We start from the raw sequence: 21154 nt of genomic DNA, 5'->3' as shown, positions 1-21154 counted from the left end.
CATCTCCATCGATGGTCGGGACCTGGCGCGGCGTGACGCCGAATCGTTCATTACCGTGTTGAAATCGATCGGAATGATGCCGTGAACCGCAGCAGCAGCACGCTCATATCGATGGTGGCTTTGGCCGTCGTGTTCGTCGTAGGGCTCGGCTACCTCGTCGTCGGCGTGGCACGCGTCAACCCCACCCGCTCCGAGTACTCGTTAACCGCCTTCATCGACAGCTCAGGCGGTCTACTGGACACGTCGCCGGTGATGGTGCGGGGGATACCCGTCGGAAAAGTGGCCTCCATCAACGTCGTGGATTCGGCACTTAAGGTCGAGATGGCGATCGATTCCGATCACAAGATCCCCCAGGACAGCGTGATGTCGATCCAGAATCTGTCGATCGCGGGGGAACAGTACATCAACTTCGTGCCCACGGGCACGGCCACCGGCGGGTACTTCCACAACGGAGATGTGGTGCCCGCGGACGCGGTGCATGTGTCGCAATCGGTGCCCCAGGTGTTGCCGAAGATGGCTGCAGTGGCAGATGGACTCGACCCGGCATCGATCGAGTCCATCAACAAGACCGTCGCCGAGGCCGTCGCAGGACGGCAGGAAGACCTCGACACGATCGGCGACATGATGCACCGTCTAGTCGATTTCGTCGGCAAAGATGGGTCCGTCCGGGTGACCGCGGACAACGCCGAGTTCCTGCTCGGCCTCATGTCCAATGTCGGGGACGTCCTCAGTACGGCAGCTGTGCGCACCCCTGACGCCGTAAACGGACTGGCGCGCATTCAACGGGCGTTCATCGAGTTCACAACTACTTCGTACGACAAGTGGCCTCCGGTGTTGAAGCTTGTGGAAAAGCTCGACGGCTATATCCAGATCCTGCAGCCGGATCTGCTGACGATCACCCGGGCGGTGAAACCGGCGACCGCGAAGGTCGCGGACACCTACGTCGACTTCGGGTCGATCGGCGACCTCCTCGCCCGAACCTTCCCGGCGTCGGGACCAGGTCGCGCGGAGGTCCCCATCACCGTGTCGCCGTCACCACGGTGACGACCATGTCCCACGCGGACTGTCACCACAAGTACACAGAAGGCCCCAGATGACAAATGACGAGACCGAGCCGCACACCGAGCCCACTGAGGTCGAGGACGCCGCGGCAGCAGCGGCGACGGATAGCGATCTGCTGGTGGACGACAACGCCAAAACCGCTTCCGTAGCCACGGCGGAGCCGGGAGACGGCGACGTTGATCCCCCCTCGCCAGGTGGGCGTCGCTGGTCAGCAGCGCCGCGGTTGCGTGCCTTGGTCGTTTCGGCCGTGATCGTGGTGCTCGCTGTGCTGGCCGGCGTGTTTGCCTACCTCTACGTCGAGGCCGACGACGCGAAGTCGGTATTGGAAAACGACGCCGCGCAACGGGCCGCGGCGGCAAAGGCCGCCTCGGATTACACGACCAAGTCCCTGACCTACAACTACCAGAACACAGACGCCTTTTTCGCGGCGGTCAAAGAGAACGCGGGTGAGGCGCTCATCAAGCGTTACGACGAGGTCCGGCCGACGCTGACCCAGATCATGCAGCAGGCCCAGGTGCAGGCGTCGGGACGCGTGCTGGCCACCAGCGTCACCGGTGACACCGACGGGGAATACACGGTGATGGTCTTCGCGAGCCAGAAGACCCAGAACGTGCAGAACCCACAACCGAGTGAACTGCCGACGTTGTTGAAGGTGGTCGTGTCGAAAACGGCCCAGGGCTGGCAGATCCAGGACTATGGCCCAGCTGAATAAGGCGGCTGCGCCGCAGAAGGAGTTCCCATGAAGAGCACGATGCAGGATGTGCCCTTGACGGTGGCGTCGATCCTCCGCCACGTCGCGACGAATCACGCCGCAAGGCAGGTCATCACCTACGGCGGAAACGAACCGGCTCGGACCACGACCTACGGGTCCCTTGAGGAACGATGCGGTCAGCTGGCCAATGCTCTGCGTCGGGCCGGTGTTGGCGACGATGACCGTGTCGCTACTTTGCTGTGGAACAACCAGGAACATCTGGAGGCGTACGCAGCGGTTCCCGCCATGGGTGCCGTCTTGCACACCCTGAATCTGCGGTTGTCTGCGTCCCAACTGCAGTTCATCGCGAACCACGCCGAGGACCGGGTCATCATCACTGATAGTTCCCTGGTGCCGTTGTTGGCACCGGTCCTGCCGGGCCTGTCGACCGTACGCGTCGTTTTCGTCGCCGGCGATGGAGAGGTGTCGGCGCTGGAGGGCAACGGCGTCGACATCATCCGGTATGAGGACGCACTCGCCGCGGAGTCGCCGGTGTTCCCGTGGACAGATCCCGATGAGAGATCGGCGGCGGGTATGTGCTACACCAGCGGAACCACGGGAGACCCCAAGGGGGTCGTCTACAGCCACCGGTCGGTGTTCCTGCACTCGATGGCAGCCTGCACCGGTAATGCGCTCGCCGTGGAGGAAGGGGACCGAGTCCTGCCCGTGGTGCCGATGTTCCACGCCAGTGCCTGGGGTCTTCCCTACGCGTCCCTCATGGCGGGTGCCGACTTACTCATGCCGGACCGTTACCTGCAAGCTGCTCCGCTGGCGCACATGATCCAGACACATCGACCCACGAAAGCTGGTGCCGTCCCGACCATCTGGAGCGATTTATTGCAGTATGGGGTATCGCACCCCGAGGTGGTGACAGGTCCCCGATATCCGGTCCAGGTAGTTCTAGAGCCAGTTCTTACTTGTCGTTGATCAGTTGATCTCGCACCCGACCGGGTGGTGTCGGTGGGTGCATCCGGCAGCGTACTCGGCCGGGGTCTTGTAGCCCAGCGCCGAGTGCCGGTGCCGGTGATTGTGGTCGTCCTTGAAGTCCTCGATCACCACGCGCGCCTCGAGCAGGGTGGGCCAGCAGTTGCGGTTCAGGCACTCGTCGCGGAGCCGGTTGTTGAACGACTCGATGAACCCGTTGTTCCACGGCGTACCCGGCGGAATGTAGGAGATGCCGACTGTCCCAGCACAGAACTCGCGCAGGGCCTCGGAGATGAACTCCGGGCCGTTGTCCATACGCAGCACCATCGGCGGGCCACCCCAGATCGCGAACGTCTTCTCCAGCTCCTCGATCAGCCGCCCGGCGGTGATCGAGCGGTCCACGATGTTCAGCAACGACTGGCGCGTGTGTTCATCGACCATCGAGGCGATCTTGATCTTGGTCCCCTCGACGGTGGAATCGAACTGAAAGTCCAACGCCCACACCACCTGCGGCGCATCCGCGGCGATGACCGGCACCGAGGACTGACCGGCCCGTTTACGTCGCGGCGCGCGCCGGACCTGCAGACCTTCCTCTTTCCACAGGCGGTGGACCTTCTTCTTGTTCACCACGATGCCGTCGTCGAACCGCAGGTACGCCCACGCCCGCCGGAACCCGTGACGGGGGTTCGTCGCGGCGTAGCCGCGCAGCTGCTCGCGCAGGCCGGCGTCCGGGTCGGCCGGGGTGTGCGACTGCGGCGGGGTCCGGTACGCCGTCCGGGAAAGCCCAACAACCTTGCACGCCTTACGCTCGGACAGGCCCTTGACGTCCTTGAGCATGTCGATCGCGGCGCGTTTAGCCGTTGGGCTCAGAATTTTCCCTTCGCGACCTCCCGGAGAGCGTCCTTCTCCAACTCGGCCTCGGCGAGCAACCGCTTGAGCCGGCTGTTCTGCTCCCGGAGCTCCTTGAGTTCCTTCGCCCCATCGCGGTCCATACCGCCGTACTGGCGGCGCCAGTTGTACAAAGTGGCCGCTGACACTTCCAGGTCCGCGGCGATCTGCTCACCGGTCTTGCCCTCGGCGGCCAGTTCATCGGCCCGGCGCAACTTGCGCACGATGTCCTCCGCCGAGTGACGCTTACGTCCTGCCATGATCCTCATCGTCCCTTCTCAGCCCTCACCAGGGCAATCAGGACTCTAAAACACCATGGACCACTTCACGGGGAACATGCCAATGGGACTTGCGCCTTCATGCTCTGACCGGACGTCGACGCAAGGACCTACACGACGATGTTGAGAATGGCTTCGCTTTTACTCCGCCCGGCTGCCGCATCGTGTTCGACGAGCAGTCTCAGAAGATGGTCGTCGACAACCTCAAGCAGCAACTGCGTGCTCGATGGAAAGATATGGCCACCGACCTCCGGAACCTCGGAAACGTCTCGCTACGCACGTACCTTGACGAAACCGGATTCGAACTCAACGACGTGCTGAAGCCAGGAACAAACCGGGGGTCGTGGACGCAGCTACGCCGTGCCGCTGACATTGTTCATGGAACGGCCTCCGACGCGGAGCAACAGTTGGCCAAGCGCACACGCGTGTTCGCGCATGTTGACGACCCGCTTCGTCACCGAGTCTTCGTTAAGCTCCTCGGGCCTGAACCCGTTAGGTATCAGGACTTAACGCCGGTTGAGCAGACCCTCGCTCGCATGCTCTTCTTCAATGTGTGGCCTAATGGCGGGGAGTTCTCCGATTACGACCAGGGCTTCGCAATCCTCCGCGACAACGACCTGATTCGAAACGAGATATCGGAAATCGTCGACATCAGCTTCACCGATACGCGAACTGCGACTGTGCCTCTCGATCAGAGGTTCGAATCCGTTCCGCTCCGAGTCCATGGCCGCTATAACCGTGAGGAGATCCTCTCCGCACTCGGCCACGCGTCGTTCGACTCACTCCCTAACCACTTCCGCGAAGGGGTCAAGTACTTCCCCGACCTCAACGTCGACATGCTGTTAGTGACCCTAGTCAAGTCGGACTCAGGCTTCTCGCCAACCACCATGTATCGGGACTACCCGATCAGCCGAAGCCTGTTTCACTGGGAATCTCAGTCGACAACCACGCTTCGTTCCCCGACTGGCCAGAGGTACGTCAACGGCACAAGCAACGTGTTGATCTTTGCTCGCACCAACAAGACGGACGAGCTCGGCGCACGCGCCTACACGTTCTTGGGCCCGGCCACCTACGCGTCTCACGAAGGTGAGCGGCCGATCTCGATCGTCTGGAAGCTCGATCACGAGATGCCGGCCGAGCTCTTCAACGAGGCGAAGGTGGCCGCGGGCTAGAGCACGGCACAGCACTGCCAGTGCTGCCCTCCCGCACCGGTTAGGACTGACCTTCGTCACGGTTGATGATTGCGGCAAGTTCGTGGGGCTGTTTCCATGGAGCCCGGCGGTGAATCATCACGTGGCAGTTCGCACAGACCAGTAGCAGATCGTGCAACTCACTTCGTACTGGGCCTGAGACGTGCAGGGGAACAACGTGGTGCACATGAGTGTAACCCTCACCCAAGTCTCCGTAGACAACCTCGAAGTCGAAACCGCAGGTCTCGCAAGATATCGAGCCACGCTGATTCCACGCTTCATCGATCTTCGCTTTGCGTAGCTTCGGGTCTCGCTCACGGTAGACGGCAAGTCGGCGGGCGATTGCGCCTTCAACCGCGGAGGCTGGGCCTTCCGGATCTGCCTGGTCTAGGTCAATGTATTCGTCATCGGTTGCCGCGAATTCCCTCCAGATCAATTCCGGAGTCTCCCTGAAATGCTCGGACGAGCGCAGTAACCGCTCAGGATCCTCGACAAATGCCTCGACGACAATTCTCGTGGCAGACCCCGCACGTGTTGGCTTCCCCTGGTAGTCCGGATGCGCTGTCCGAATGTTCTCAAGTTTCGCTTTCACGGACCCAGGGCTTCGGAATGCCGGATCTGTCAGCGCCAATTGTGGATTCGCCGATCTCAAGAAGTCGGACAGCTCGACGATCCGATCATCGTCCTCACGAAGGGTTCCCGTCCATCCCGCTCGTTCGCGTAATGCCACGGCAAGGACAAGCTCCGGCCATGTCCAATCGACCCGTTTGGACATCGTTGATCAGTCCTTCTCGCCCTTCACACTCCAGCGCTCACGCACGACCATCTGCGGGACGTCCTCGCCGAAGTCGACGTCCACGTCTCGCTCGTGTTCGGCGGCGATCGGATCGTCGGTGACCGTCTTGCGCTTGCGCGGCGGGGCCGGGAAGTCATCCTCAGTGGGGAAGGTGCGGTCCTCTTCAACGTCGACGATGTCCGCCTCGTTGATCTGCCCCTCGGTGACTCCTACCTCGGTGACCTCGACGAACTCCGCCTCCACAACCACATCCCACGGCTGGGGGGCCGCGTCGACGCGCGGAACGCGGTCCGTCGCGTCGTCGGCCGGCGGCGCCTCCGGCTGCGCGTGGGATGCCGGCATCGAGTGTGTCGGGTATCCCGGAGTCGATCCGGGGAATGCGAAGGTCGGCCAGTCGAGGTCGGGCACCGCGGTCGACCGCGTTGAGGAGACCGGGGTGAGGTAGGGGTTGGGCGGCGGGCCGGCGGGGGCTTCGGCAGGCTCGACCACCGGGGAAGGCGACTCGACCCGCGGAGAGGGTTCCTCCTCGGCGCTGACCGGCTGCTCAACCGGCGGAGCAGGCTCCGCCTCTGCAGGCGCTTCCTCAACCACCGAGGTCGCCTCGGTGGAGGCCTCCCCGGGCGCGGATTCGTCGGCCTCTTCGGCGTCGTCGGGCTCGGGGTCGGGATCGAAGATCTGCATGCCCAAGTACTGGCGCCACGCGTTCTCCGACCGCAGCACGACGCCGTCGGCCGCCGCGGCACGCTCAGCGTCGCGCACCTGCTTCATCAACCCCAGCGCCCGCTGCCGCTGCTGATCTTCGACACTGTCGCGGGCGCTCGCCCGGAAACCGATCTCCACCCAGCTCAGCGACGGACTGATCGCCTCGACCGGGAAATTCGCGCCGGCCAGCCGCTCGAAGATCTTCTGCGTCAGCGCCAGCGCAGGCTGCGAAGTCACCACGCCGTCGAGCACACTCCCCTGCTCGCGTTCGGCGGCCTTGGCCTCCTCCCACTCGCGGATCTGGCGCTCGAGGTTGTCGTGCTCGCCCGACAGAATGCCGGGAGTCCGCCCTGACACCTTCGCGATGAAGCTGCCGGCGACGTCGTCGATCCCGAAAGGCTGAATCGCCGAATCCTCGGCGATCCGGGCGTGGAAGAGGACCTGCAGCAGCAGGTCGCCCAGCTCGGAGCACTTGTCGCTCTGCGTGCCGTGGTCAAAGGCGTCGAGCAGCTCGTAGACCTCCTCGAGCAGGTACCGGCGCAACGAATCGTGTGTCTGCCGCTGCTCCCACGGACCGGTCCGGCGCAGACGGTCCATCAGCTCGACGGCCTGCAGTAACCTCCCGCCGGGCACCGGCTCACCCTCGATCACCTGATCGCCGCCGCGGATCCGCGCCGCCACCACCGGATGCTCGCGATCACTCGTCAACACCGTTGCCTGCGGTGCGTACGCACCCTCGTCGTCGGACCTGCCATACGAGCCCAGATGCCACAGCAGCGTCGGGTGCACGTCCTCGGTCACGAACACGTGCCCACCAGCCAGAACCCGCGCAGCACCCACCGGAATCATGTCCGGGCGGGACGGGTCGAGCAGGACCACAGTCATCGACAAACCTCCACGTCGCGATTACTCCACAGCGTAGTCACCGAGTGGCGGGACCGAGCGACCATTCGGCGCGCGTCACACTCCGGGGTGAGCGGGGTGACACCCGTGGGGTGGCCCTCGATACACCTGCCTCGTTCCTCGGCAGGCACTCGGGCAGCAACGACAGCGGTCGGGCACCGGGTGGGGCCTCGATACATCGGCTCCTTCGTCGCCGACACTCGGCCACCAACAATGGCGTCGCCGGAACTCGGCCGCCAACTAGGGACGCGGCCACCGACTTGGGAACGCGTACGGCCTCGATACAACTGCCTCGTTCCTCGGCAGCCACTCGGCCACCAACACAATCAAGCAGATGCGGAGGGCTTGATGGTGGTCAGGAAAGTGACGAGATAGTCGACGAGGTCGGTGTCGCGCAGGCGCGGGGAACCCATGCCGGCGGTGCGCGGGATCGGGAGGGTCACCGTGTGGGTGGTCGCGCGATAGCTGCCCGACGAGTAGAGGCGCGCCAGACGCACCTGCTCGCTGTCGACCAGCAGCAGGGGCGAGATCTTCACCGACGTCCCCGCCAGCCCCACCTCGGCGACGCCGCGCTCGCGGCACCGCAGCCGGAGCCGCGCGATCGCCGCCAGCCGCTGCGTCTGAACCGGCGGCTCGCCGTAGCGGTCCGTCAGCTCGGAGATCACCTCGTCGACGTCGGCGTCACTCGCCGCAGACGCCAGCTTGCGGTAAGCCTCCAGACGCAGCCGGTCCGCCTCGACGTACTCGACAGGAATATGCGCATCCACCGGCAGATCGATCCGCACCTCGGTGTTCTCCTGCGTCTCCACCGGCTGACCGTCGGCCGCCGCGCGATAGGCCTCGACAGCCTCGCCCACCAGCCGCACATACAGGTCGAAGCCCACTCCGGCCACGTGACCGGACTGTTCCGCACCGAGCACATTGCCGGCACCGCGCAGCTCAAGGTCCTTGAGCGCCACCGCCATTCCGGCGCCGAGCTCATTGTTCTGCGCGATCGTCGCCAACCGGTCGTACGCGGTCTCCGTCAGCGGCTTCTCCCCGCTGTAGAACAGGTACGCGTACCCACGCTCTCGGCTGCGACCCACACGCCCGCGCAACTGGTGCAGCTGACTCAGACCGAAGTTCTCAGCGCGGTCGACGATCAGCGTGTTCGCGTTCGAGATGTCCAGACCGGTCTCGATGATGGTGGTGCACACCAGCACGTCGAACTCGCGGTTCCAGAACGCGTCGACGGTCTTCTCGAGCTGGTCCTCACCCATCTGACCATGCGCCACAGCCACTTTCGCCTCCGGCACCATCGACGCGATCTCCTTGGCGGTCTTGTCGATCGTGGAGACCCGATTGTGCACGTAGAACACCTGGCCGTCGCGGAGCAGCTCGCGCCGGATCGCCGCGGCGACCTGCTTGGCCGAATACGCACCCACGTAGGTGAGCACCGGATGCCGCTCCTCCGGCGGCGTCAGAATGGTCGACATCTCGCGGATGCCGGCCATCGACATCTCCAAGGTCCGCGGAATCGGCGTCGCCGACATGGTCAGCACGTCCACGTGCGTGCGCAGCGACTTGATGTGCTCCTTGTGCTCCACACCGAAACGCTGTTCCTCGTCGACGATCACCAGGCCGAGGTCCTTCCACACCACCCCGGTCTGCAGTAGCCGGTGCGTGCCGATCACGATGTCGACCTCGCCCTTGGCCATCGCCGCAATGGTCTCCTTGGATTCGGCGGGCGAGGTGAACCGGGACAGTCCGGCCACCTTCACCGGGAAACCGGCCATCCGCTCGGTGAACGTCTGAAGATGCTGTCCGGCAAGGATTGTCGTCGGCACCAGTACCGCGACCTGCTTGCCGTCCTGCACCGCCTTGAACGCCGCGCGCACCGCGATCTCGGTCTTGCCGTAGCCCACGTCGCCGACGATCACCCGGTCCATCGGAACCGGCTTCTCCATATCGGCCTTCACCTCGCCGATGACCGTCATCTGATCCATCGTCTCGGTGTAGTCGAAGGCATCCTCCATCTCCCGCTGCCACGGAGTGTCCGGGCCGAAGGCATGACCGGGCGCGGCATGCCGGGCGGCATACAGCTGCACCAGCTCACCGGCGATCTCCCGAACAGCCTTGCGCGCCTTACGTTTCGTATTGGCCCAGTCCGAGCCGCCGAGCTTGCTCAGCGACGGCTGTTCGCCGCCCACATACCTCGACAGCTGGTCCAGCGCGTCCATCGGCACATACAGCCGATCCCCCGGCTGGCCGCGCTTGCCCGGCGCATACTCGATCACCAGATACTCGCGGCGGGCCCCCGACACGGTGCGTTCGATCATCTCCACGAACTTGCCGATGCCGTGCTGGTCGTGCACCACCATGTCGCCGGCCACAAGCGCCAGCGGATCAACCTGGTTGCGGCGCTTGGCCGGAAGTCGTCGACCGTCCTTCACGCCGACGACCCGAGCACCGGTCACATCGGCTTCGGTGACGATCACCAGCGGCAGGCCGTCGACCGCCGGGCAGAACAGACCCGATCGCAGCGTGCCGTGATAGACGGCCACGGCATCGGCGGGCGGCTCGGCGCCGTCGTCCATCAGACGCGCCGGCACCTCGGCCTCACCGAGCCGTTCGACGAAGCGCTGCGCCGTGCCTTTGCCTGCGGCCACGATCGCGGCCCGGCCACCGGCGGCGACCTGCGCGCGCAGGCTCGCCATCAACTCGCGGATCTCGGTCTCGTTGCCGTGCGGGGCCGGCCCGGGCTGCAGATCAAGTTCCAGCTCGTCGCCGGATCCACTGGAGAGCGGACTGACCGTCCACCACGACCGGCCGGCCGCGATCGTGCGCTCCTGCACCTCGTCGACCGGGCGGTACGCGCTCGCCTGCAGATCCACGCTCTCGGCCTGGACTGGGGCGTCGGCGCCGATCGCCGCCGCATTCCACGACGCCTCGAGGAACTCGGCGCCGGTGCGCTCGAGGTCGACGGCGCGGGTGCGCACCTTCTCCGGATCCAGCACCAGCACGCGGGTACCGTCGGGCATCACCTCCGAAAGCATCTCCATCCGGCCGTCGACGAGCGCCGGAATCAGCGCCTCCATGCCCTCGACCGGAATGCCTTCGGCCAGCTTGGTCAGCATCTCGCGCAGCGCCTCGTCCGACGTCGACGACGCCAACTCCGCCGCCGTGGCGCGGACCTCCTCGGTGAGGACGAGTTCACGGCACGGGTGGACCTGGACCCCGCGGCCACTCCCCGAACCCGTCGAAGGGTCGACCTCCGGCTGGGTGCGCTGATCGGCGACCGAGAACGCGCGGATCTCGGTGATCTCGTCACCCCAGAACTCCACGCGTACCGGGAACTCGGCGGTGGTCGGGAAGACGTCGAGAATTCCGCCGCGGACCGCGAACTCGCCGCGCCGGCCCACCATGTCGACGCGCTCGTACGCCATCTCCACCAGCTGCTCGATCAGGCCGTCGAAGTCGACCTCGGTGCCCTCGGCCAGGGTGACGGTGCGCAGCGAGCCCAGGCCCGGCGCCATCGGCTGGATCAGGGAGCGGACAGTCGTGACGACCACCTGCAGCGGGCGGTCGCCGGGTGAGGCCAGGCGATGAAGGACGGCCAGGCGGGCGCCGACGGTATCCGCGCTCGGCGAGAGCCGCTCGTGCGGGAGCGTCTCCCACGACGGGAACTGCGCCACCGCGTCACGGCCCGCCGGCAGCAGTTCGGCCAGCTCAGCGGTCAGATCGTCGGCCTCGCGACCGTTCGCGGTGACCACCAGCAGTGGGCCGTCGCCCTGCCCCACCAGAGCCGTGATGACCAGAGGCCGCGCCGCATCCGGGGCGGTGAGGCTCAGCTGCGGTTTATCGGCGAGCTCGAGGAGCTGGGCGAAGGCGGCATCGCGGCAGGCGAGAGCGCCGAGCCCGGACAGGGATGGGGTGGTGGACACTCCCCTGATTCTAGTGGCGGCGCACGGACCCGAGAATGGTGGCTTCGATACGGCTCGTCGCTAGCGCTCCTCACCTACTCAACCACCAAAAGGACGCCACGCTCCCGAGGGACCGAACCACCAAGGGACGCGGCGCTCCCGCCGGACCGAACACCAAAGGACGCCACTCTCCCGAGGGACCGAACCACCAAAAGGACGCGACGCTCCCGAGGAGCCGAACCGCCAAGGGACGCGACGCGCCCGAGGGGCCGAACCACCAAAGGACGCGGCGCTCCCGAGAGACGGAACTACCCAGGGACGCGACGCGCCCGAGGGGCCGAACCACCAAAGGACGCGGCGCTCCTGAGGGACCGAACCACCAAGGGACGCGGCGCTCCCGACGGACGGAACCACCAAAAGGACGCGACGCTCCCGAGAGACGGAACTACCGAGGGGCGCGACGCGCCCGAGGGGCCGAACCACCAAAGGACGCGGCGCGCCCGAGGGGCCGAACCACCAAGGGACGCGACGCTCCCGAGGGACGGAACCACCAAAGGACGCGGCGCTTCCGAGGGACCGAACCACCAAAGGACGCGGCGCTCCTGAGGGACCGAACCACCGAGGACGCGATGCTCCCGAGGGGACGGAAGCACCGAGGGACGCGAAGCTCCTGAAGGGACTGAAGCACCGACGAGGAGCTGCGCCCCTCGGTTTCGATACGGCTCGTCGCTAGCGCTCCTCACCTACTCAACCACCGAGGGACGCGACGCTCCCGAGGGACCGGACCACCAAGGACGCGGCGCTCCCGAGGGACCGGACCACCGAGGGACGGGGCGCTCCCGAGGGACCGAACCACCGAGGGACGGGGCGCTCCCGAGGGACCGAACCACCGAGCCGCGGCTATGGGGTGAAGAGGGATGAGCCCAGGGGGGATTGTTCGGTGGCGCCGGGGAGGATGACGTAGACGGCGGAGCCGATCGGGGTGGTCCAGGTGTTCAGGTCGTCGTGGTCGGCCAGGCGCTGCTGGACCGGGACGAACTGTCGGACCGGGTCACGCTGGTAGGTCGCGAAGATCAGACCGCTGTTGGAGGTGTCACCCCCTTCGACGGGCTCAGGAAGCAAAGACTGCTCAGGGAGCAAGGACTGCTCGGGAGGCTCGTCGTAGTTGTAGGCGCGACGCAGGAACTGCTCGTGGTCGGCCTGCCGGTGCGCCCGGGCGATATGCGACGACGCCGGGATCATCGGAATGCCGCCCTCGGTCTTCGTGAAGTCCGGATCGTCGTGCTCGCGACTGCCGCTCAACGGCGCGCCGCTGTCGAGCGTCCGTCCCACGGCGAGCTCGCGGCCCGGACGGTCCAGCTCCTCCCAGGTGTCCATGTGCATGGCGATCCGGCGCAGGACCAGCGAGGTGCCGCCGGCCAGCCACGGCTGCCCGCCGCTGCCGTCCTCCCACAGCAGATCGTCGCGGTCGCCGGGCGGCTGCACCGTTCCGTCGACCTGACCGAACAGGTTGCGCATGGTCCGGCCGTCGGTGTGCGTCCCGCGGGCGGTGCGGAAACCGCGCTGCACCCAACCCACCCGCAGCTTGCTGCGCACACTCGCGGTGAGCATGCGGGTCGCGTGCGCCAGCGTCACCGGATCGTCGGAGCCGATCTGCAGCAGTACATCGGTCTGCCCCCAGCGCTCCTGCAGCCGATCGATACTGAACGCCGGCAACGGCCGCAACCAGCCGGGGCGCTTGGCCCGCAGGCTCGGCGCCTCGAACACCCGCGGCCCCAGACCCACGGTCACCGTCAGCCGCGACGGATCGGTCGCCAGCTCCGGCTCGGTGTCGGCGAGCGAGCCGCGCCCGGTCGTGAGCCCGGCAGCGTCCTGCGTCCAGACGTTGAGCACGCCCGCGAGCGAGGCCACGTCGCCCGGGTCGATCAGGTTCAGCCCGACGAAGTTGGCGTGTGCCTGCGGTGCGGTGGTGACCCCGGCCTGCCGCGCCCCGTAGAAGGGCACCGTCTGCCCGCCGGCCGCGGCCTGAGCGGGTGTGCGATCCACACTCAGGCCGACGGCGGCGGCACCGACACCGAGCCCGGCGAGGCCGGCGGTACCGGTGAGCAGGTTGCGGCGCGAGATCCCAGCGGATCTGCGCCCGGTCACGGCTTGTAGTCCTCCTGGTTACCGCTGAAGTCGCGGGCCAGCGCGGTCACCGTCTGGGTGGAGCCGTCGGCGAACCGCAGCTCGATCTGCACGGACTCACCGGTGGTGATCGGCTGCTTGAGGCCCATCAGCATGATGTGTTCGGCGCCGGGCTTGAGCGTCAGGCTCTTCCCCGCCGGCACCGCGAAGCCGTCCTTCTTCTCCCGCATGGTAGACGTGCCACCGGATTCGACCACCTCGTGCAGTTCGGTGCTCGCGGCCACCGCGGAGCTGGCCGAAACGATGCGCACCTGCCGGTCGCCGGTGTTGGTGAAGGTGCCGAAGGCGGACGTCATACCGTCCGGGGCCGCCTTGACCCACTGGTCGGACACGGTCAGCTGATCGGCTTCAGAGGTGCTCGTGTCATTGTCGTCGCCGCAGGCGGTGAGCACCAGCAGCGGGGCCGCGACGCTCAGCAGGATCGTGGCGGCACGGAGAGATCGGCGAATAGCCATGGGTGTGAACTCTTTTCAGGCATGGGTTGATGAGCACCGGCAGACGCCGGTGCGCAGAGAAGGGAAGGTCAACCCAAGGCCGGTGGACCGCGACGGCTGACCGTCGTGGACCACCACAGCTGCGCGACGGCCACTCGCCGCGCACCCGGCGCGTGAGCGGCCGCCTCGACCGCCGGCAGCGGACCGCCTGTCTGCAGCCGACCGGATACCTCGTCGAGGAGGCCCAGAAGTTGTTGTGCCAGCACCAGAACGGCGACGGCCACCGGGACCGCTGCACCGTGCCAGGCGAGCATGCCGAGCGTCGAGCCGCCACCGGCCGCACCGTGGTGGTGCCCGACGAGCGACAGCACGGTGTGCGCTGCGAGCTGCCCGCCGACGATCAGTCCGAGGAGTGCGGGCCAGTTCCGGTCGATCCGGCCGGCGGCGCGGCGACGGCCGGCGCGCTGCACCCCGCCGGCGTCGACCACGCCGACCGCCAGTGCGATGGCGCCGAGCAGCAGCAGGTGTTCACCGCTGGGGGCGGTACCGGAGCCGAGCAGGTGCGCGCCGGTGCCCAGAACGAAGGAGACGAGCGCCGTCAGGCTGCCGTGCACCGCGGATTCGGTCCGGGCACGGCGCCGAGGCGCTCGCGTCGTCACTCCTCCAGACTACTACCGGCGGTAGTGGTCGCGGAATCGAGCGGGATCTGCATGAGGATGCAGTCGAGCTCCTCGCCGTGCTTGGTGCCGACACCGGTCAGCCGGCCCACATTGACGAAGCCGCACTTGCGGTGAAGCTCCACCGAGCCGTCGGCGCCGCTGCTGGAGATCATCGCGACCACCTGCCGCACGTTCCCGGCGGCCCGCCCAGCGTCGAGCAGGGCGGTGAGCAGGAGCGTCCCCCAGCCCCGGCCGCCGCTGTCCGGATCCAGATAGATGGTGTTCTCGACGGTCGACGCCCAGCCGACCATCCCGCGATAACGGGACAGGTAGGCGAAGCCGCGCAGCCGCACCTCGTCGTCGAGGACCAGGAAGGGCCGGCCGGTCTCGGCGATCTCGTCGGCCAGCTCCTGCCACTGCGCCACGGTCGGGGCCTCGGTGGCCCAGGTGGCCGTCGTGTTCTGCACGTAGTGCGCGTACAGGTCGGCGACGGCCGGGAGATCGTCGACGGTGACCGGCCGGATCCGCGGCTGGGTCACTGGTCCCGCTCCTCGGCCGCCGGAGCCACCGTCCTGGGCATCGGCTCGACGTAGTCGGCGCTGACGAGCTCCGGGTTGGGTTCGAGCCGGGTGAGCCCGTTCCAGCACAGGTTCACCAGGTGCGCCGCGACCACTTCCTTGGGCGGTTGCCGGACGTCGAGCCACCATTGGGCGGTGACCGACACCATGCCGACGAGGGCCTGGGCGTAGAGCGGTGCGAGCGCCGGATCGAAGCCCCGGCGTTCGAAGTCGCCGGCCAGAATGTGTTCGACCTGGCTGATCGCATCGTTGAGCAGACTCCCGTAGCGGGTGTCCTCGGTGCCGACGGTCTCCTCGGTGCCGACGGAATCGCCGCGCACCAGGATCCGGAAGCCGTCGGTGCGTTCCTCCATGTAGGTGAGCAGCGCGAGCGCCACCTGCTGAATGCGGTAGAGCGAGCGGTTCTGCGAGAGCGAGTCGGTGACCATCTCCAGCAGGGTGGCCATCTCCCGGTCGACGACGACGGCGTACAGGCCTTCTTTGCCGCCGAAGTGTTCGTAGACGATCGGTTTGGAGACGCCGGCCCGCTGCGCGACCTCTTCGATGGAGGTGCCTTCGAATCCCTTCTCGGCGAACAGTCCCCGGGCCACCTCGATCAGTTGCTGACGACGCTGAGGGCCCGTCATCCGGGTACGCGGGACTCGTGCCCCATCCTGCTCACTCATGCCAGCCAGTCTAGGACCGCAGCTCGTGCCCGCGGCAACAGCGCCGAAAGACGCGGACTCCGTCGGTCACGGCAGACGCCCACCGAGCGTGGTGGTGAGCTCGTCGGCGACGGTCCGCAGGGCCGCCCCGCGTTCGGCGATCTGTGCGGCCGTCATGTCGCCGAGGACGCTGAGCACCAGCAGCAGTGACTGTTCGCCGTCCTCGTCAAAGGTCGGCGCCGCGATGACGCCGACGCGGTGCAGGTCGGCGGGATCGGACTCGTCGAGATCCGCCCGACTGTGCACGCGGCGTTCCGGCATTCCGGCGAGCAGGTCGGCGATCAGATCCCGGACGTCCGGCGAGAGATCGCGGGAGCCGGTGGCGAGGATCCGGTAGACCCGCTCGAGGGTGGGCGACAGATTCTCGACGAGGTACCCGGTGGAGCGGCATTCTTCGGCCATCGGCCGCAGTTCCTCGATCTCGATGGCCGCCGATCTGGACGGATGTTCGGCCGCCCAGCGCCGCAGCGCCTCGTCGCCCTGCCACAGCACGAACATCAGCGCGGTCGGCAGCACGAAGGTGAAGGTGTCACTCGGACGGACCGGTGGCCGCATGCCGTCAGGCACGGTGACGTCGAGGACCATGAACTGGTCGCCGTCCCGGCCGGCGGCGACGCACATCGTGGAGAACCGGTCGCTGAGCTCCCGCAGCCGTTCGCCGACGACGGGGTTCAGCGCGGCGTCGCGTTCGGCGGCGCGTCCGGCGGTGACCAGTGCGGCGCCGAGCCGGTAGGTCTTGGTGTGGGTGTCGACGCGCAGGTAGCCGTGACGGGTGAGTTCGGTGAGGACGGCCAGGCAGGTCGGTTTGCTGATCGAGCACGATCGGGCGATCTCGGACAGCCCCAGCGGCTCGCCCTGGCGGCGCACCAGCAGGTCGAGGACGGCGACGACCCGGCTGGTGGGCGGGGATGCGCTCGCCCGGTGCGCGCTGCCGTCCTCCCGATCACTCACAGCCACATCCTAGTGGGGTCCGGGCTCACAGATCCGGCAGCGGCAGTTCGAAGTTGGGGGCGACGAGGCCGCCGTCGCATTCGATGATCTTGCCGGTCAGATAGGCGCCCGCGTCGGAGGCGAGGAACAGCGCGGTGGCCGCGATCTCCTCGGGATCACCGAGCCGGTGCAGCGGGGTGCGGTCTTCGATGGCCGTGCGCATCCGGTCGTCGCCCGCCACGACCTCCAATGCCGAGGTCCGGATCGAGCCGGGTGCGATGGCGTTGACCCGGACCCGGGGGTTGAGATCCATTGCGGCCAGGCGCGTGTACTGCGCCAGTGCCGCTTTCACCGTGCCGTACGCGGCGAATCCACGGCCCGGCACCCGACCGACGGCCGAGGTGATGTTGATGATCGATCCCCCGTCGTCGTTGGCCAGCAGGTGCGGTGCGGCCGCCACGACCAGCTTGTGGGCGACGGAGACGTTGAACGAGAACGCATTCTCGAGGTCTTTCGGCGTGGTCTCCAGGAGCGGCTTCGGATAGGCGCCGCCCACATTGTTGACGACGACGTCGACCCGGCCGAGCTCGTTCACCGCGGCGTCGACCAGCTCGGCGGGATCGGTGCGGGCGAGGTCGGCCGGCACGATCACCGGGGTACGTCCGGCGGCGCGCACGCCCTCGGCGACCACCTCGAGGTCGTCGCGGGTGCGGGCGGAGATCACGACGTCGGCGCCGGCGTCGGCGAATCCCTGCGCGATGGCCGCGCCGAGGCCGCGGCCGGCTCCGGTCACGATCGCCACTTTCCCGTCGAGCCGGAATCGGTCCATCAACATGTGGGGTACTCCCTTCTCGCCGGCTCGGGAGGATCGAGCCGGGCTGTGTGCGTCTCGCGTCGCGGTGACCTCCGGTGAGGCTGTGCGGGAAGCCCTGTTGACCTCGCATCCCGGAGTCTGTACCGTGACTGGCACCACAATCTACCACACTGGTCGAGTATTCGACCGCTCGAATTCCGACTACTTTTCGAAGGGACTGCATCATGAGTGACTTCTCGGGCCGTACGGCACTGATCACCGGAGGAGCGCGAGGACAGGGCCGGGCGCACGCGGTGGCGCTGGCCGAACGGGGCGCCGACGTCGTGCTCGTCGACCGCTGTGCCGACAGCGCCGCAGTCCCCTATCCGCTGGCGACCGCCGCCGACCTCGCCGAGACCGAAGCACTCGTCACCGCCACCGGCCGACGCTGCCTGGCTCTGCGTGCGGACGTCGGCAATCCCGACGAGATCACCCGCGCCGTGGCCGACGCCGTGGAGGCCTTCGGCGGGATCGACATCGCCGTCGCCAATGCCGGGGTCTCGGTGACCGCTCCGCTCGGCGAGCTCGTCGGCGAGAAGTGGGACGAGGTGATCGCGACCAACCTCACCGGGGTGTTCCACACCATCGCCGCCGTCTCCGGAGGAATGGCAGAGCGCGGCTACGGCCGGATCATCGCGGTCAGCTCGATGATGGGCCGTTCGGCCGCGCCGGGAATGGCCGCCTACAGCGCGAGCAAATGGGGTGTGATCGGCATCGCCAAGAGCGCCGCGCTCGAACTCGCGCAGACCGGGGTGACCGTCAATGTGGTTGCACCGGGCAATATCTCGACGCCCATGGTGCTCAACGACGCGCTGTACTCGCTGATGCGGCCCGACCTCGAGAACCCGGGCCTGGAGGACGTCGAACCGGTCCTGGCCACCCTGCACGCGCAGCCCGTCGCTCTGCTGCAGCCCGAGGAGGTCACCCGCGCCGTGCTCTTCTTCGCCGACGAGGGCAGTAACCACATCACCGGAACCGTCCTGCCCATCGACGCCGGCGCCGCCGCCCGAGTCAGCGCCTGACGCCGACCCCGCCACCGAGGAGAAATGATGACTGACCACAGCCCAGTCAGTATCTTCGAACCCGCCCGCCTGGGACCGATCACCCTGCGCAACAGAGTGATCCGCGCCGCGACCTTCGAAGGACGGACACCACGATCGCTGGTGACCGATGATTTGATCGACTTCCATCGTCGCCCCGCGGCCGGCGGCGTCGGCATGACCACGATCGCGTATCTGGCCGTCGCCCCGGAGGGCCGCACCGACCGCGGCCAGATCTGGATGCGGCCCGAAGCCGTTCCGGGACTACAGGAGCTGACCGAGGCGATCCACGACGAAGGCGCTGCCGTGTCGGCGCAGATCGGGCACGCCGGGCCGGTCGCCAACGCCCGATCGAACCGGGCACCGGCCCTGTCCGCCTCCACGAGATTCGGGCCGACAGGGCGCATCCACGCTGCGTCCTCCGACGACCTCACCCGCATCGTGGCCGCGCACGCCGACGCCGCAGGGTTCGCCGTCGAAAGCGGCTTCGACGCCGTCGAGCTGCACTTCGGGCACAACTACCTGGCGAGCTCGTTCCTCAGCCCACGGCTGAACAAGCGCACCGACGACTACGGTGGATCGCTGGAGAACCGGGCACGTCTGACCCGCGAATGCGCGCGGGCCGTGCGCGATGCCGTCGGCGGGCGGATCGCCATCACCGCCAAGCTCAACATGGACGACGGCGTCCCCGGCGGCTTCTGGGTGGACGAGGCGATTCAGGTGGCCCAGTGGCTGGAGGCCGACGGCAGCCTCGACGCCCTCGCGCTCACCATGGGCAGCTCACTGCTCAACCCCATGTACCTGTTCAAGGGCGATGCACCGATCCGCGACTTCGCCGAGGCGATGCCGCAACCGATCCGGACGGGGGTGAAGGCGGTCGGCAAGTACTTCATCAAGGAGTACCCGTATGAACCGCTCTTCATGCTCGAGGAGGCACGCCAGATCCGCGCCGCCGTCGACATGCCCCTCATCCTGCTCGGCGGGGTCACCGACAACGCCGGCATGAACCGCGCCCTCGACGAGGGATTCCAGTTCGTCGCCATGGCGCGCGCACTGCTGCGCGAGCCCGACCTGGTCAACCGGCTTCAGGCCCAGGCCGACGCCACCTCACTGTGCATCCACTGCAACAAGTGCATGCCGACCATCTACACCGGCTCACGCTGCGTTCTGGCCGCCGCGAAATGATCCGAACCCCCGCCAGATCCCGACGACCCGGAGAAGAACACACCATGACCAGCCCCCTCGACACCCTGCTCGCCGTGCACGAGATCACCGAGCTCAAGTACCGCTACGGCCGCTGCCTCGACAACCGGCTCTGGGACGAGTTCGGTGACACCCTCGCACCGGACGCCACCGCCCGCTACGGCACGGTGACCCAGGGAGAGCCCCTGCACTTCGACGGCCGCGATACGATCGTCGACTACATGCGCCGGGCCCTCGCCGGCGAGATCGTGACCACACATACCTTCGGAAACCCGGAGATCAGCGTCGACCCCGGCGGCGACACCGCCACCGGGAGCTGGTCGATGTCCGACGTCGTGATCGTCCCCGAACTCGACAGCATCATCACCGGCACCTCGTACTACTCCGACCGGTACGAGCGGATCGACGGCCGCTGGTACATCGCGCACTGTGAGTACTACCGGCTCTACGAGGCGGTCTCGTCGATGAAGGCCACGAACTACCAGCTCATCGCGAACCGGTGGGCCGTCACCCCCTAAAGCTGTGGCGTGCCGGCGAGGGCGGAGCCGACGCTCTCGCCGGTGCGCTTCTCTCGCTTCCGCCCCCCGCAATCGAGTTCCGCCCCGCCATTTCGGGTCTGCCCTGCCGTCTAGTTGGTGGGGTGGGCCCGGTTTGGTGGGGCGGAGTGTATTTGTGGGCCGGCGGGGCCGGGTGTGGGGCCGGCCGGGTTATGCGGGTGGTGGTGGGTATGTGAAAGGCCCCCAACCTGGTGGTTGGGGGCCTTTCAAAGTTGTGTTCGGCGGTGTCCTACTCTCCCACACTGGTTAGGGTGCAGTACCATCGGCGCTGGAGGGCTTAGCTTCCGGGTTCGGAATGGGGCCGGGCGTTTCCCCTCCGCTATGGCCGCCGTAACTTTATGAAACTGTCACACCACACATCTGGTGTGGTGGTGTGTTGTTTCAGAGGTGCATAGTGGATGCGGAACACACATTTTACTGTGATGTGTCTGGGTGTTGTTGGTAAGTCCTCGGCCGATTAGTACCAGTCACCTGAACACATTGCTGTGCGTACAGTTCTGGCCTATCAACCCCATGGTCTGTGGGGGGCCTTACCCCACCGAAGTGGGTGAGAAACCTCATCTTGGAACAGGCTTCCCGCTTAGATGCTTTCAGCGGTTATCCCTTCCGAACG

17 protein-coding genes, 2 rRNA genes and 1 pseudogene are annotated in these 21154 nt (G+C 66.9%); 7 read left to right on the top strand and 13 right to left on the bottom strand.

Annotation, left to right across the window (positions count from 1 at the left end):
* Positions 1-111: 111 nt before the first annotated feature.
* The 3 genes and pseudogenes from ACJMNC_RS17955 to ACJMNC_RS17945 all read left to right on the top strand — a co-directional run.
* On the top strand, positions 112-1044 hold the full coding sequence (locus ACJMNC_RS17955) for an MlaD family protein (RefSeq protein ID WP_161897560.1): 933 nt from the start codon (positions 112-114) through the stop codon (positions 1042-1044).
* Positions 1045-1093: 49 nt separating this feature from the next.
* Positions 1094-1774, top strand: coding sequence for a hypothetical protein (locus ACJMNC_RS17950; protein WP_408949317.1), 681 nt, complete (start codon positions 1094-1096; stop codon positions 1772-1774).
* Between the two features lie 27 nt (positions 1775-1801).
* Positions 1802-2680: pseudogene (locus tag ACJMNC_RS17945) on the top strand (AMP-binding protein); the annotation flags it as partial.
* A 60-nt stretch (positions 2681-2740) separates the two neighbouring features.
* Here ACJMNC_RS17945 and ACJMNC_RS17940 read toward each other — a convergent pair.
* Positions 2741-3888, bottom strand: a protein-coding gene (locus ACJMNC_RS17940; protein WP_408949318.1) for an IS3 family transposase whose coding sequence is annotated in 2 segments (ribosomal slippage) — positions 2741-3621 and positions 3621-3888 — 1149 coding nt in all. Because the reading frame shifts where the segments join, the coding sequence is not laid out codon by codon here.
* A gap of 179 nt (positions 3889-4067) precedes the next feature.
* Between ACJMNC_RS17940 and ACJMNC_RS17935 the strand changes: the two genes are divergently transcribed.
* Positions 4068-5075 carry a DUF3427 domain-containing protein gene (locus ACJMNC_RS17935; RefSeq protein ID WP_408949316.1) on the top strand — a complete coding sequence of 336 codons (1008 nt, stop codon included), beginning with the start codon at positions 4068-4070 and terminating at the stop codon, positions 5073-5075.
* 40 nt (positions 5076-5115) lie between these two features.
* On the opposite strand, the gene ACJMNC_RS17930 is transcribed toward ACJMNC_RS17935, so the two are convergent.
* From ACJMNC_RS17930 to ACJMNC_RS17885, 10 genes are all read right to left on the bottom strand, one after another.
* Positions 5116-5868, bottom strand: a complete 753-nt coding sequence (locus tag ACJMNC_RS17930; RefSeq protein ID WP_408949315.1) for an HNH endonuclease — start codon at positions 5866-5868, stop codon at positions 5116-5118.
* A 6-nt stretch (positions 5869-5874) separates the two neighbouring features.
* Positions 5875-7476, bottom strand: a complete 1602-nt coding sequence (locus ACJMNC_RS17925) for a MazG family protein (RefSeq protein ID WP_408949314.1) — start codon at positions 7474-7476, stop codon at positions 5875-5877.
* Positions 7477-7820: 344 nt separating this feature from the next.
* Positions 7821-11417, bottom strand: coding sequence for a transcription-repair coupling factor (gene mfd, locus ACJMNC_RS17920; protein WP_408949313.1), 3597 nt, complete (start codon positions 11415-11417; stop codon positions 7821-7823).
* An 879-nt stretch (positions 11418-12296) separates the two neighbouring features.
* A complete protein-coding gene (locus ACJMNC_RS17915; protein WP_408949312.1) occupies positions 12297-13544 on the bottom strand; it encodes a Dyp-type peroxidase in 1248 nt (415 codons plus the stop codon).
* The gene (locus tag ACJMNC_RS17910; protein ID WP_408949311.1) at positions 13541-14038 is read right to left on the bottom strand and encodes a copper chaperone PCu(A)C; all 498 of its coding nucleotides are present in this window, start codon (positions 14036-14038) and stop codon (positions 13541-13543) included. The genes ACJMNC_RS17915 and ACJMNC_RS17910 overlap by 4 nt, the downstream gene beginning before the upstream one ends.
* 68 nt (positions 14039-14106) lie before the next feature.
* On the bottom strand, positions 14107-14676 hold the full coding sequence (locus ACJMNC_RS17905; protein WP_408949310.1) for a hypothetical protein: 570 nt from the start codon (positions 14674-14676) through the stop codon (positions 14107-14109).
* A complete protein-coding gene (locus tag ACJMNC_RS17900; RefSeq protein WP_408949309.1) occupies positions 14673-15215 on the bottom strand; it encodes a GNAT family N-acetyltransferase in 543 nt (180 codons plus the stop codon). Before ACJMNC_RS17900 ends, ACJMNC_RS17905 begins: the two co-directional genes overlap by 4 nt.
* Positions 15212-15919, bottom strand: a complete 708-nt coding sequence (locus ACJMNC_RS17895; RefSeq protein ID WP_408949308.1) for a TetR family transcriptional regulator — start codon at positions 15917-15919, stop codon at positions 15212-15214. Before ACJMNC_RS17895 ends, ACJMNC_RS17900 begins: the two co-directional genes overlap by 4 nt.
* Positions 15920-15985: 66 nt before the next feature.
* Complete coding sequence (locus tag ACJMNC_RS17890; RefSeq protein WP_408949307.1) at positions 15986-16909, bottom strand: helix-turn-helix domain-containing protein; 924 nt, start codon at positions 16907-16909, stop codon at positions 15986-15988.
* A gap of 25 nt (positions 16910-16934) precedes the next feature.
* Positions 16935-17723 (bottom strand): SDR family oxidoreductase, encoded by a 789-nt coding sequence (locus tag ACJMNC_RS17885; RefSeq protein WP_408949306.1) that lies wholly within the window; start codon positions 17721-17723, stop codon positions 16935-16937.
* 203 nt (positions 17724-17926) lie between these two features.
* On the opposite strand from ACJMNC_RS17885, the gene ACJMNC_RS17880 reads away from it, so the two are divergent.
* Genes ACJMNC_RS17880 through ACJMNC_RS17870 form a run of 3 tightly spaced genes read left to right on the top strand, consistent with a single transcriptional unit; the run spans position 17927 to position 20502 of the window.
* Positions 17927-18763: a mycofactocin-coupled SDR family oxidoreductase gene (locus ACJMNC_RS17880; RefSeq protein WP_408949305.1), complete on the top strand. Its 837-nt coding sequence runs from the start codon at positions 17927-17929 to the stop codon at positions 18761-18763.
* A gap of 27 nt (positions 18764-18790) precedes the next feature.
* Positions 18791-19966, top strand: a complete 1176-nt coding sequence (locus tag ACJMNC_RS17875) for an NADH:flavin oxidoreductase (protein ID WP_408949304.1) — start codon at positions 18791-18793, stop codon at positions 19964-19966.
* A gap of 44 nt (positions 19967-20010) precedes the next feature.
* On the top strand, positions 20011-20502 hold the full coding sequence (locus ACJMNC_RS17870) for a nuclear transport factor 2 family protein (protein ID WP_408949303.1): 492 nt from the start codon (positions 20011-20013) through the stop codon (positions 20500-20502).
* Positions 20503-20757: 255 nt separating this feature from the next.
* On the opposite strand, the gene rrf is transcribed toward ACJMNC_RS17870, so the two are convergent.
* A 5S ribosomal RNA gene (gene rrf / locus ACJMNC_RS17865) occupies positions 20758-20874 on the bottom strand.
* 104 nt (positions 20875-20978) lie between these two features.
* Positions 20979-21154, bottom strand: a 23S ribosomal RNA gene (locus ACJMNC_RS17860); the annotation flags it as partial.

It is taken from the genome of Gordonia sp. VNK21, assembly GCF_046098115.1.
Taxonomy (GTDB): Bacteria; Actinomycetota; Actinomycetes; order Mycobacteriales; family Mycobacteriaceae; genus Gordonia.
This window is presented reverse-complemented; position numbering and strand designations above follow the sequence as displayed.